We start from the raw sequence: 11,428 nt of genomic DNA, 5'->3' as shown, positions 1-11,428 counted from the left end.
CGAGGCGCATAATTGAGCATCGGCCCCAAAAAGGCACCTCAATTCTGCTTGATCAATGGCTGGGCATTCCCCGAAGGGGCCGCTGGCTGCTAGCACTATGGCGCGGAAGCCTGCCCGGTGGAAGGGCAATGGGGTTGATTACTAGAAATTCCGTTTCCGCCGCACATATTCTGGCCCAAGCCGGATCAAAGACCAAGGGGACATCATGCGCGCGACGGTTCTACCACTGGCGACACTGCTACTGGGCTTTTCGCTTTTGCAGATGAGCAACGGGTTGCAGGGCACGCTTTTGGCCGTGCGCGCGGGGCTTGAAGGGTTTGGCGGGGCGACCACCGGCCTTATCATGTCGGGCTTTTTCGCGGGGCTGAGCGTGGGCTCCTTCGTGGCACCGCGGCTGATCAGCGGGGTGGGCCATATCCGCACCTTTGCCGCACTCGCCTCTGTCGCCTCTGCGGCGGCGCTGATGCATTTGGCTTTCATCGACCCTTGGGTCTGGATTGCCGTGCGCTGCCTCACCGGCTTTGCCTTTGCCGGGTTGATCATCGTGACGGAAAGCTGGCTCAACGCCTCTGTCAGTTCTGCGCAGCGGGGCAAATTGCTCGCGGTCTACGGCATGGTCGGCATGGCCTCAGGCGCGGCGGGGCAGTTCCTGCTGAACCTCGGGGATCCGGCTGAGTTCATCCTCTTCGTGCTTGTCTCCATCGTGATGTCGCTGTCGCTGGTGCCGATCTCGCTTAGCCGTGTAGAGGGGCCGCGCTCGGAAGGCGCGCAGGAGCCGCCATCGCTGCGCCGACTGTGGGGGCTGTCGCCCTACGGGGCGGTCAGCGCGGGGCTGGTCGGGGCCTCTATCGGGACGTTCTACGGGCTGGCACCGCTCTTCGCGCAAGAGATGGGCTATACCCAATCGCGCATCGCCCTGCTGATCGCGGCCTTCACCATCGGGGGGTTGATGCTGCAATTCCCGTTGGGCTGGGTTTCCGACCGGATGAGCCGCCGGGGCTTGGGCGTCGGACTGGCTGCGGCGGGCGGTGCTTTGATGATGCTGACCCTGCCGATCCCCGCCCCTTCGGGGTCGATGTTGCTGGTGCTGGGCTTTGCCATTGGCGGGCTGGTTCTGCCTGCGCAATCCATCGTCATCGCCCATGTCAACGACCGCGCCCCCGGCTCGGCGGTGGTGGCCGTCTCGGGCGGGTTGGTGCTGATGCAGGGGATTGGCGCCGCAATCGGACCGCTGCTGGCGGGCGTGCTGCTGGATACGCTGGGTCCGCGCGGCCTGCCGCTGGCGCTTGGCGGTTTTCAGTTGACCATCGTGGCATGGGGGCTGCTGCGCATGACCCTGCGCAGCGATCCCGAAACCCAAGAGCGACACGCGGCACCGCCGCTGACCCCCAACTTTGTCGAAGGCGAGCTGAGCCGCGAGGAATAGCGCGGCTTAGCTCAGGGGCCAGCTCTCCGGCACGTTGCTGCGCAGCTCTTCCAGCCACGGAGTGGCGACAGAATCCGACGGCGCGCGCCAGTCCCCGCGCGGCGACAATGCCCCCCCGGCGCTGACCTTAGGCCCATTCGGCAGAGCCGAGCGTTTGAACTGGCTGGTGGCAAAGAAGCGATGCAGGAATTTTTCGAGCCAGTGGCGGATGGTCTCCAGATCATAGGCGTTGCGTTTGCCCTGCGGAAAGCCCTCGGGCCAGCGCCCCGCCTCGACATCATGCCAAGCGTGCCAGGCCAGAAAGGCCACTTTTGACGGGGCGAGCCCGTAGCGCATGGTGTGGAAGAGGAAGAAGTCGTTCAACTCATAGGGGCCGATCATCGACTCGGTGCTTTGAATCTCTTCATCTTCGCCCGCAGGCACCAGTTCGGGCGAGATTTCGGTGTCGAGAATGGCTTGCAGAACCTTGTCCGTCTCAGCGTCGAACTGGCCCGAACGGGTGGCCCAACGGATGAGATATTGGATCAGCGTTTTCGGAACGCCGGTGTTCACGGCATAGTGGCTCATCTGGTCGCCAACGCCATAGGTGCACCAGCCAAGTGCCAATTCGCTCAGATCGCCGGTGCCGATGACAAAGCCCTGCCGCTGGTTGGCGAGCCGGAAGAGATAATCGGTGCGCAGCCCGGCTTGGACGTTTTCAAAGGTGATGTCATAGACCGGCTCCCCGTCTGAGAAGGGGTGATCCATATCCTCAAGCATCTGGCGCGCGGCGGGGCGAATGTCGATCTCATCCGCGGTGATGCCCATGGCCTGCATCAATTTCCACGCGTTGGATTTGGTGCCCTCGGAGGTGGCGAAGCCCGGCATGGTAAAGCCGAGGATCCGGTCGCGCGGGATGCCCATACGGTCACAGGCTTTCGCCGCCACGATCAGCGCATGGGTCGAATCCAGCCCGCCGGAAATGCCGATGACCATGGTCTTGCCCTTTGTCGCCTCAAAGCGGCGGCGCAGCCCTTCGACCTGAATGTTGAACGCCTCGTAGCAGTCTTGGTCGAGATGGCTTTCGCGGTTCGGCACATAGGGGAAACGGCGCACGGGGCGGATCAGACCGGCGTTTTCGTGATGCGGCTGATGGGCAAAGGTCACCCGGCGGAATTCCGGCGCGCGGTGCCGCGCGGCATCATGGAAACTGCCCGTCCGCATCCGCTCGGACTGGATACGCCCGCAATCTACATCGGCGATGGTCAGTTCCGGCTCCAGCGGGAAACGGGTGGATTCGGCTAGAAGATCGCCCAACTCATGGATCATCCCCTGCCCGTCCCACGCCAGATCGGTCGTGCTCTCCCCCGGCCCCGCGGCGGAGTACACATAGGCCGCGAAGGCGCGCATGGATTGTGACCGGCACAGCAGGTGACGGTCAGAGGATTTGCCGATCACGATGTTGGACGCTGACAGATTGGCTAGGATCAAGGCGCCCCCAAGCGCGGCATCCGCCGAGGGCGGCGCAGGCGTCCAAAGGTCTTCGCAGATCTCGGCGTGGAAGATCAGACCGGGCAGATCCGTCGCTTCGAAAATCAGGTCATCGCCGAAGGGCACACGGCGGCCCGCGACAGTGATCTCCCCCCCGGTGTCCCGCCCATGGGCGAACCAGCGTTTCTCATAAAACTCACGGTAGTTCGGCAGGTAGGATTTCGGCACGACGCCAAGCACCTGCCCGCGTGAAATGGCGATGGCGCAGTTGTAAAGCCGCCCTTCACGGCGCAGCGGCGCGCCGAGCAGGATCACGGGGGTCATCTGGGCGCTGGCCTCGATCAGATCGCCGAGCGCCTCTTCCACCGCCGTCAGCAGCGCATCCTGCATGTGCAGATCGTCGATGGCGTAGGACGAGAGTGACAGTTCGGGGCAAACCAGCAAATCCACCCGCGCCGCATCGGCCCGACGCATTTCGTCCAGCAGGCTGTCGCGGTTGAAGGCCACATCAGCGGGCCGCACATGCGGCGTGCAGGTCGCCACCCGGACAAAGCCATGACGGTGGTAGGCGGTAAAGGCGGCGGCTTGGCTCTTGCTCACGTCAGGCTCTCCTCCAACATATCCAAAATCGTTTCAAGGCATCGCTGCCGGATCGCATCCCGGCCAATGGCACCAAAGGACTCGGCCCGATGAACCGTGTTACACCCCTCGCGTGCAAGCGCAAAATGCACAAGTCCCTCTTCATCCTCGGCGCTGCCCGGCCCGGCGAACCCGGTGGTCGAGACGGCGATCTGCGCGCCGGAACGGTGCTGCGCGCCTTCGGCCATGGCAATCGCCACCGGGCACGAAACCGCACCGCAGCGGTCCAAAAGCGCCCGGTCGACGCCCAACAGCTCATGCTTGGATTGATCCGTATAGGTGACGAAACCCCGCTCAAACGCGTGGGAGCACCCTTCGATATCCGTCAGCAACGCGGCGACCAGCCCGCCGGTGCAACTTTCCGCCGTCGCGATGTGAATGTCGCGGTCGCAAAGCACTTCCAAAACGGATTTCGCGCGATCTGCGATGTCGGGCTGCGAGAGGGGGTCACTGTTCTGCATGTTCGCTCCGCAAATTGGTGCCTTGTTAAGCAAAACCCCCGCAGGCCGCTGTGGTTCCTTGCGTTGACCCGCCGCAAACCGCCTGCTTAACATTGCAAGAAACCGAAACGCACCTCTGCATATGGGACCGAAGCGATGATTGACCTTTACACATGGACCACCCCGAACGGCCGCAAGGTCTCGATCCTGCTCGAAGAATTGGGCATTGATTACAACGTACATGCCATCAACATCGGCAAGGATGAGCAGCACGCGCCCGAGTTTCTCAAGATCAGCCCCAACAACAAAATCCCCGCCATCGTGGACCATGACACTGGGGTAAGCCTGATGGAATCCGGCGCGATCATGGTCTACCTTGCCGAGAAACATGGCCGCTTCCTGCCCGAGGGGCAGGCCGCGCGGGCCGAGGTGATGCAATGGCTGATGTGGCAGATGGGTGGCTTTGGCCCGATGGCTGGGCAGGCGCATCACTTCCTGCATTTCAACCCCGGCAAGGCCGCCTATGCCGAGGAGCGTTTCGGGGCCGAGGTCAAACGGCTTTACGGCGTGCTCGACAAACAGCTTGAGGGGCGGGACCACATCTGCGGCGAATATTCCATCGCGGATATGGCCTGCTGGCCTTGGGTGTCGCGCTATGAATGGCAACAGATCGACCTTGCCGATTATCCCAATGTGCGTGCGTGGTATCAGCGCCTGCGCGCACGGGACGCGGTGCAGAGGGGCTACCACGTGCCCAAGGTGATGGGCGAGATTCCCAAGGGCTGACATCCGCCCCCCGCCGCGGCTGCAACGTAGGCGGGAACCAAGAGACAAGTTGAACGGTTGCACTCCCGAAGGCAGTGCTGCCACGCGCGCAGGCTGCCCGTTTCACGAATGGGGGGGCAGTATCGTGACACTTGATCTCAAAGGTGTATCCTTGCTCGGCTGTCGGGCACTGCCATGAACAGTGCGCCGCCTTTCGACCCTTTTCCGCCCCAGTCGCAAAGGGATATCCTTTCGCAATCTGCCCGAAAGGCCCTGCGCCACGCAGCGCAGGACGAGGAGGCGGGCGCCGCCCCGATCAGCGGCTCTATCGACATTCTGCGCGACGCAGGGCTGATGCAGGAAGATGGCGCCACGGCGCCTTTGCGCACCGCCCATGCGCTGATGCAGATCGGTGCCGCCAACCTCAGCGTCGGCCGCTTATGGGAGGGCCACGTCAACGCGCTGCGCCTGATCCGCCTATACGGCAGCGCGACGCAGACAGAGCGGGCGAAACAGGTGATCCGGCAGGGCGGGCTTCTGGGCGTTTGGGGGGCCGATGGCAGCAATCCGGCGCGTTTCGAAAAGGGTGTTTTGAAGGGTGAGAAGATTTTTGCCTCTGGTCTCGGCACCGTAACCCATGCGCTCGTCTCGCTCAATTCCGGCCCCGAGGTGCAGCTTGCGCTGATCGACGTGACCGACCCCGCGCGCGGTGATGCCTCCCAATGGGACATGCTGGGGATGCGGGCGACGGCCTCGGGGACCTATGATTTTTCCGACCTACCTCTTGGGGATGACGCGCTTATCGGCGCCCCCGGCGACTACCTGAAAGAGCCGCATTTCGTCGGCGGCGTCTGGCGGATCGCGGCGCTTCAGGCGGGCGCGGCGGCGGGGTTGATCGATGCGGCAGCCACTGCCTTGCGGGACATGGAACGGCTTGAGGCCGAGGCCCAATTGAGCCGCCTGATGCAGGTGCTGATGCGGGTCTGGGCCGGAATGGCATTGGTCGAACGCGCCGCTCTCGCCAACGTGGATGACCACGCGGAGGAGACGCTCGTCAGCACCTCGATCGCCGCGCGGATATATACCGAGGAAGTCGCCCTCGACGCGATCAAAGCAGTGGAACAGAGCCTTGGGTTGCGCCATTTCACCGGAACTTCCGAGACGGGTCGCATGGCGCGCGATCTCTCGGTCTATCTGCGCCAAGCCGCGCGCGACGCCTTCCTGCAACGCGCCGCCCGCCATGCGCTTTCAAGCGACCAGACGGTTTGGGGTGTCTTCGGATGAGCCACAACGCCCCCCTCGCCGAGGCTCTGTCGGGCCGCGAAAAGATCGTGATTCTGGCGCCGCATCCGGACGACGAAACACTCGGCTGCGGCGGGCTTGTGGCCCGCGCTTTCGCAGGGCCCGGGGCGCATGTCATTTGCCTGACCGATGGCGGCGCCAGCCACCCCGGCTCCCGCGCATGGCCCCCGGCCCGATTGGCCGAAAGGCGACGCGCGGAACTGGCAAAGGCGCTCGATCTCCTTGGTGGCGGCGCGGCGGATTTGACATGGCTCGGCCATCCCGACAGCCGCTTGCACGAGGTGCCTACCGACGCCATCCTGACTGAGTTGAGGCAAGTGATCGACGCGCAAACGGCACGCCACGTCTTCGTCCCCGCCCGCGAAGACAAACATTGCGACCACCAAACCACCGCGTCACTGGCCGACGGCCTGCGCGCGCAGCGCCCCGATCTGCATTTTCATAGCTATCCGGTGTGGAGCCGTTTCGATGATCCGAACTTTGCCGAGAACACAGCAGTCTACGCCCCCCTCACCCTCGACACCGCCGCCTACCGCGACGCCAAGAGCGCCGCGATCCGCGCGCATCGCAGCCAGCTTGGCCAAGTCGTGCAAGATGATCCCGAGGGGTTCGTTCTGCCCGAGGCGATGATCGACCTCTTCGCGCAGCAAGACGAGATCTTTTGGAGGATGCCGTGATGCGTGTGGGGTTGGATCATCTCCAAGGTCTCTATGCCGAGACGAGCGATCCTTGGGGGTTCGAACATAGCGCCTATGAGCAGGCCAAATTCGCGGCGACGCGGGCGGCGCTTTCGCAAGATGGCTACCGATCGGCCTTTGAACTCGGTTGCGGCAATGGTCAACTGGCACGCCACCTGATCGACATCTGCGCGCGCTATACCGGGATGGACGCCGTGGCCAGCGCCCTGACCGCCGCGCGCAAAACGGTGCCAGAGGGGCGCTTCGTCCAAGGGTTCTATCCCGGCCCCCTGCCCGAGGGGGACTTCGATCTGCTGATCCTCTCCGAAGTGCTCTATTTTCTGGATCATGCAGGGTTGGCCCAGCTGGCGACCGACATCGCGACCCGCTGGCCGCAGGCCGAGATCATCTGCGTGACTTGGCGCGGTGACACCGGCAATCCGTTGCAAGGGGAAGAGGCGCTGAACGGTTTTGCCAAGGCGCTCGACACCCATGCCTTCACCTGCGTCAGCAAGACCGAGAACTACCGCATCGACCGCGCCTTTCCGGAGGCTGACAGATGAGTTTCGAGCGCTGGAAAGACACCGCGATCATCATCCCCGCCCGGAACGAAGCGGAGCGGATCGGCGATTGCCTCACCGCCCTCGCCCCCCAGTGTAACGACCGTGTTCGCGTGATCCTTGTAGTGAACAACACCGATGACGACACCGCCAAGATCGCCAAGGCAGCGGCCGGCCGGCTTGGCATCGACCTCACCGTGCTCGACCTCACTTTCCCCCCCGGCATGGGGGTCGGCGCGGCGCGGCGGCAGGGCTGCGCAGTGGCCTTGGAACAGATGCCCCATCTGCGCCAGATCCTGACCACCGATGCGGATTGCCGCGTCAGCCCCGATTGGGTCGCGCGCAGCATTCACCACCTCCAACGCTTTGATGCCCTCTGCGGCAGGGTCACCCTGAACCCCGAAGAGGCCGCCTGTTTGGCGCAGCAAGACCCCATGTTTGAGGCCCATGAAATGGCCTACCGCCGCTTGGTGCTCACGCTCTACGCGCGGCACGCCCCGAACTGCGCCGATTTGCAAGGCAGCCACGGCGAAGCGCCGGGGGCCAGCCTTGGCTTCACCCGCGATGCCTATGAGGCCGTCGGCGGTTTCGCCCCGATCCCCTGCGGCGAGGACCGCGCGATCATCCGCGCCCTGCGGGCCGCGGGCCGCCGGGTGCATCACGCGGATGATGTCTGGGTCGAAGCCTCTTGCAGGCTTGTCGGGCGGGCGGCAGGCGGCATGGCCGATACGCTGCGCACTCGGCTGAGCGGGGCGGGCTATCTGGCCGATGACTGTTTGCCGGATGCGGGCTGCTTGCTGGAGAAACTGCGCCGGGGGGATTTGGGCTGCTGGCCGGTGCAGGTGCCAGAGGCTGAACGCATTCCGGTCGATGAACTGCCCGCGCATATCGCGCTTCTGCTGGGCTTTTTGGACAGGTCCGCGGCCTGTGAGACAGCCGCCCCCCTCGCATTGGAGGCCGCAGATCTCCACCCGCGCGAGAACTTTCCTGCCCGCCGGGCAAAAGCATCGGAACCCCTCGCCGCGGGGGTGGTTGAACTCCCATAGGGTCGGGCAATCACCGCCGGCTCTGGAGCGGCACTTTCGGCCCGCCACATATTAGCAACAAATCCTCCCGATTATATTCCGGGGGCGCTGTGGAGAAAGATCATGACAGACAAAGAACTTGGCAAAGGCGGCGAACCCCGCCAGCAAACCACGGACCGCGAAAAGACGATGACGACCGCGCAGGGCGGCCCGATCGCGGATGATCAGAACTCACTCAAAGCAGGTCCGCGCGGCCCGGTCTTGATGGAAGACCATGTATTCCGCGAGAAGATGTTCCACTTCGACCACGAGCGCATTCCTGAGCGTGTCGTTCACGCCCGCGGCTACGGCGTGCATGGGCATTTCGAGCTAAAGGAAGCGATCCCCGAACTGTCCTGCGCCGATATCTTTCAGCGCGTCGGCGAAAAGACCCCGACCTTTACCCGTTTCTCCACCGTGGCAGGCAACAAGGGCTCTTTCGATCTGGCCCGCGACGTGCGCGGTTTCGCAACGAAGTTCTACACGCAAGAGGGCAACTGGGACCTCGTCGGCAACAACATCCCCGTGTTCTTTATCCAAGACGCGATCAAGTTCCCCGATCTCATCCACTCCGTCAAACCCGCCCCTGACCGTGGCTTCCCGCAGGCACAGTCGGCGCATGACAACTTCTGGGATTTCGTCTCGCTCTCGCCCGAGGCGATCCATATGACGCTGTGGCAGATGTCCGACCGTGCAATCCCGCGCTCCTTCCGCTTTATGGAAGGCTTCGGCGTGCATACCTTCCGGTTGGTGAATGCCGAGGGAAAATCCCATTACGTCAAGTTCCACTGGAAGCCCAAACAGGGTCTGCAATCGGTGGTCTGGAACGAAGCGCTCAAGATCAACGGCGCGGACCCGGATTTCCACCGCCGCGACATGTGGGATGCCATCGACGCGGGCGACTTCCCGCAGTGGGATCTGGGCATTCAGGTCTTCGACGACGAATTCGCCGATAATTTCGAGTTCGACATCCTCGACGCCACCAAGATCATCCCCGAAGAGCAGGTACCGGTGCGCATTATCGGCACGCTGACGCTGGACGCCAATGTCGACAACTTCTTTGCCGAGACCGAGCAGGTGGCCTTTTGCACCCAGAACATCGTGCGCGGGATCGACCACACGAATGACCCGCTGCTACAGGGCCGGAACTTCTCCTACCTTGACACGCAGCTTAAGCGTCTCGGCGGGCCGAACTTCACCCATATCCCGATCAACGCGCCGAAATGCCCGTTCCACCACTTCCAGCAGGACGGCCATATGGCGATGCACAATCCCAAGGGCCGCGTGAACTACGAGCCCAACAGCTGGGGCGAGGATGGCGGCCCGCGCGAGAACCCCGAGATTGGTTTTCAGAGCTACCCGGCCGAAGTCGAAGGCACGAAACAGCGCGTGCGGTCCGAGACGTTCGCTGATCACTACAGCCAAGCGCGCCAGTTCTACATCAGCCAGACCGAGATCGAGCAGCAGCACATCGCGGCGGCCTACACTTTCGAGCTGTCGAAATGTCAGGAAGAGCGCATTCGCCTGCGGATGCTCTCGCATCTGATGAACGTCCATGACGATCTGGCGAAACAGGTGGCCGAAGGCTTGGGCGTGACCGAGATGCCGGAACCCGCCAAACCCGCGCGGGAGCCGATCACCGATCTGCCGCCGTCGGATGCGCTCAGCATTCTAAAGAACGCGCCGAACAGCTTCGCGGGCCGCAAGTTGGGTCTGTTCCTGACCGAAGGCGCGGATGCCTCGGTGGTGGAAGCCTTGGAAAAAGCCTTTGCCGATGAGGGCGCGATGGTCGCCATCGTGACGCCGCATATCCAAGGGGTGACCCTCTCGGACGGCAGCACCCGCGAAGCGGATGAGAAGATCGACGGCGGCCCGTCGGTGGTCTTCGACGCGGTGGCCTTGGTCTTCGGTGATGAGAAAGCCGATAAGATCGCCAAGAACAAACCGGCGCAGGATTTCGTTTCGGATGCCTTTGCGCATAACAAGTTCATCGCTTGGACCACAGCCGCCGATCCGCTGCTCAACGCCGCCGGGATTGAGAAGGACGAAGGGACGATGGAGGTCTCTGCCGATAATGCAGACACGTTCCTTCAGACCTGCCGCAAACTTCGGTTCTGGCAGCGCGAAGAAAAGCTGAACTGGGAATAAAAACACGGGACCGGGGCAGAAATGTCCCGGCCCTTTCCTAGCGCCGATGCACCTGTGATGAGGGTGAAATCGCGTTCGCCGTATCTTGCAATCGCGGCAGGATCTCGGCCCTGATCCGCTCCCGCGTCCAGGTATGCGCCGAGACCGAACATTGCACCGCCGCAAAGGCCCGCCCATCGGGGCCGGTAATCGGACAGGCCACCCCGATCTCGGACAAAATCATCTGATCGCTGGAGATCGCATAGCCCTGCTGCACGGCCTCACCGATGCTGTTGCGGATCGTGGCGCGGTCCATCGTGGTGCGCGCGGTAAAGGGTTTGAGCGGCCAAGTCTCGATCGCGTCTTCCCGGTCCTCGGGCGAAAAGGTCGAGATGATCGCCCGCCCCGCCGACGTCGAAAGCGCAGGCAGCCGCCGTCCGATGACCGTCGCCGCGAAATAGGTTCGCTGGCAGGGCAATCGGCTGACGTAGATGATATGATCGGTCGAAAGCTCGGCCAGGTTCACCGTCTCCCCGATCTCTTGGCTGAGGTCGATCAGCTTGGGAATCGCCTGTCCGACCAATTGATCCGACCAGTAATAGGCATAGGCCAGCTCCAACCAAGCATGAGACGGGCGGTAGCGCCGTGTGGCCGGATCCTTTTCCAACATGCCCTCGATATGCAGCGTATTCGCCAGCCGCTGAACCGCGCTTTTGTCCAATCCGCTGCGCGCGGCAAGCTCGACCAACGACAATTCCGTATGCGATTCATCGAAGGTGCGGAGCAGCCGCAGCCCCTTGGCAAGCGACCCGACGTAGAGGGTATTTTGCTTCTTTTCCAATCACCTACCCCGAAATCTGGCCCAATTGTTCAAACCGGGGCTTGACGTATGTCGATCTGATTGCGTTTATTAATCGTATTGCGATACCAAGTATTATTATATGATACGAGACGCAAG

At 62.9% G+C, this 11,428-nt stretch carries 10 protein-coding genes; 7 read left to right on the top strand and 3 right to left on the bottom strand.

Going from position 1 to position 11,428, the window contains the following annotated elements; all coding sequences use genetic code 11:
- Positions 1 to 205: 205 nt before the first annotated feature.
- Complete coding sequence (locus ACGYK9_RS15215; RefSeq protein ID WP_067265100.1) at positions 206 to 1,426, top strand: MFS transporter; 1,221 nt, start codon at positions 206 to 208, stop codon at positions 1,424 to 1,426.
- 6 nt (positions 1,427 to 1,432) lie between these two features.
- Here ACGYK9_RS15215 and ACGYK9_RS15210 read toward each other — a convergent pair whose 3' ends face one another.
- Both ACGYK9_RS15210 and ACGYK9_RS15205 read right to left on the bottom strand, forming a co-directional pair.
- Positions 1,433 to 3,496, bottom strand: a complete 2,064-nt coding sequence (locus tag ACGYK9_RS15210; RefSeq protein ID WP_394411560.1) for an NAD(+) synthase — start codon at positions 3,494 to 3,496, stop codon at positions 1,433 to 1,435.
- Positions 3,493 to 3,996 (bottom strand): CinA family protein, encoded by a 504-nt coding sequence (locus ACGYK9_RS15205; protein WP_394411563.1) that lies wholly within the window; start codon positions 3,994 to 3,996, stop codon positions 3,493 to 3,495. Before ACGYK9_RS15205 ends, ACGYK9_RS15210 begins: the two co-directional genes overlap by 4 nt.
- A 135-nt stretch (positions 3,997 to 4,131) precedes the next feature.
- On the opposite strand from ACGYK9_RS15205, the gene ACGYK9_RS15200 reads away from it, so the two are divergent.
- The 6 genes from ACGYK9_RS15200 to ACGYK9_RS15175 all read left to right on the top strand — a co-directional run bounded on the left by ACGYK9_RS15200 (position 4,132) and on the right by ACGYK9_RS15175 (position 10,491).
- A complete protein-coding gene (locus ACGYK9_RS15200; protein ID WP_394411566.1) occupies positions 4,132 to 4,761 on the top strand; it encodes a glutathione S-transferase family protein in 630 nt (209 codons plus the stop codon).
- Positions 4,762 to 4,935: 174 nt separating this feature from the next.
- On the top strand, positions 4,936 to 6,024 hold the full coding sequence (locus ACGYK9_RS15195; RefSeq protein WP_394411569.1) for an acyl-CoA dehydrogenase: 1,089 nt from the start codon (positions 4,936 to 4,938) through the stop codon (positions 6,022 to 6,024).
- Positions 6,021 to 6,719, top strand: a complete 699-nt coding sequence (locus ACGYK9_RS15190) for a PIG-L deacetylase family protein (RefSeq protein ID WP_394411572.1) — start codon at positions 6,021 to 6,023, stop codon at positions 6,717 to 6,719. Before ACGYK9_RS15195 ends, ACGYK9_RS15190 begins: the two co-directional genes overlap by 4 nt.
- Positions 6,719 to 7,282 (top strand): class I SAM-dependent methyltransferase, encoded by a 564-nt coding sequence (locus ACGYK9_RS15185; protein WP_394411575.1) that lies wholly within the window; start codon positions 6,719 to 6,721, stop codon positions 7,280 to 7,282. The genes ACGYK9_RS15190 and ACGYK9_RS15185 overlap by 1 nt, the downstream gene beginning before the upstream one ends.
- A complete protein-coding gene (locus tag ACGYK9_RS15180) occupies positions 7,279 to 8,325 on the top strand; it encodes a glycosyltransferase (RefSeq protein WP_394411578.1) in 1,047 nt (348 codons plus the stop codon). The genes ACGYK9_RS15185 and ACGYK9_RS15180 overlap by 4 nt, the downstream gene beginning before the upstream one ends.
- Before the next feature lie 102 nt (positions 8,326 to 8,427).
- Positions 8,428 to 10,491, top strand: coding sequence for a catalase (locus ACGYK9_RS15175; protein ID WP_394411581.1), 2,064 nt, complete (start codon positions 8,428 to 8,430; stop codon positions 10,489 to 10,491).
- Positions 10,492 to 10,528: 37 nt separating this feature from the next.
- Here ACGYK9_RS15175 and ACGYK9_RS15170 read toward each other — a convergent pair whose 3' ends face one another.
- Entirely contained in the window at positions 10,529 to 11,311 is a 783-nt protein-coding gene (locus ACGYK9_RS15170) for an IclR family transcriptional regulator (RefSeq protein ID WP_394411584.1), read from the bottom strand.
- Positions 11,312 to 11,428 lie beyond the last annotated feature (117 nt).

This window comes from Sulfitobacter sp. 1A15258, assembly GCF_043557045.1.
GTDB lineage: Bacteria > Pseudomonadota > Alphaproteobacteria > Rhodobacterales > Rhodobacteraceae > Sulfitobacter > Sulfitobacter faviae.
The sequence above is the reverse complement of the archived record's forward strand: the minus strand, read 5'-3'. Positions and strand labels throughout refer to the sequence as shown.

What these genes read in the sequence shown, in the direction of transcription:
- ACGYK9_RS15215 (WP_067265100.1), top strand. Translation starts at nt 206, where the DNA reads ATGCGCGCGACGGTTCTACCACTGGCGACACTGCTACTGGGCTTTTCG.
- ACGYK9_RS15205 (WP_394411563.1), bottom strand. Translation starts at nt 3,996, where the DNA reads ATGCAGAACAGTGACCCCCTCTCGCAGCCCGACATCGCAGATCGCGCG.
- ACGYK9_RS15200 (WP_394411566.1), top strand. Translation starts at nt 4,132, where the DNA reads ATGATTGACCTTTACACATGGACCACCCCGAACGGCCGCAAGGTCTCG.
- ACGYK9_RS15195 (WP_394411569.1), top strand. Translation starts at nt 4,936, where the DNA reads ATGAACAGTGCGCCGCCTTTCGACCCTTTTCCGCCCCAGTCGCAAAGG.
- ACGYK9_RS15190 (WP_394411572.1), top strand. Translation starts at nt 6,021, where the DNA reads ATGAGCCACAACGCCCCCCTCGCCGAGGCTCTGTCGGGCCGCGAAAAG.
- ACGYK9_RS15185 (WP_394411575.1), top strand. Translation starts at nt 6,719, where the DNA reads ATGCGTGTGGGGTTGGATCATCTCCAAGGTCTCTATGCCGAGACGAGC.
- ACGYK9_RS15180 (WP_394411578.1), top strand. Translation starts at nt 7,279, where the DNA reads ATGAGTTTCGAGCGCTGGAAAGACACCGCGATCATCATCCCCGCCCGG.
- ACGYK9_RS15175 (WP_394411581.1), top strand. Translation starts at nt 8,428, where the DNA reads ATGACAGACAAAGAACTTGGCAAAGGCGGCGAACCCCGCCAGCAAACC.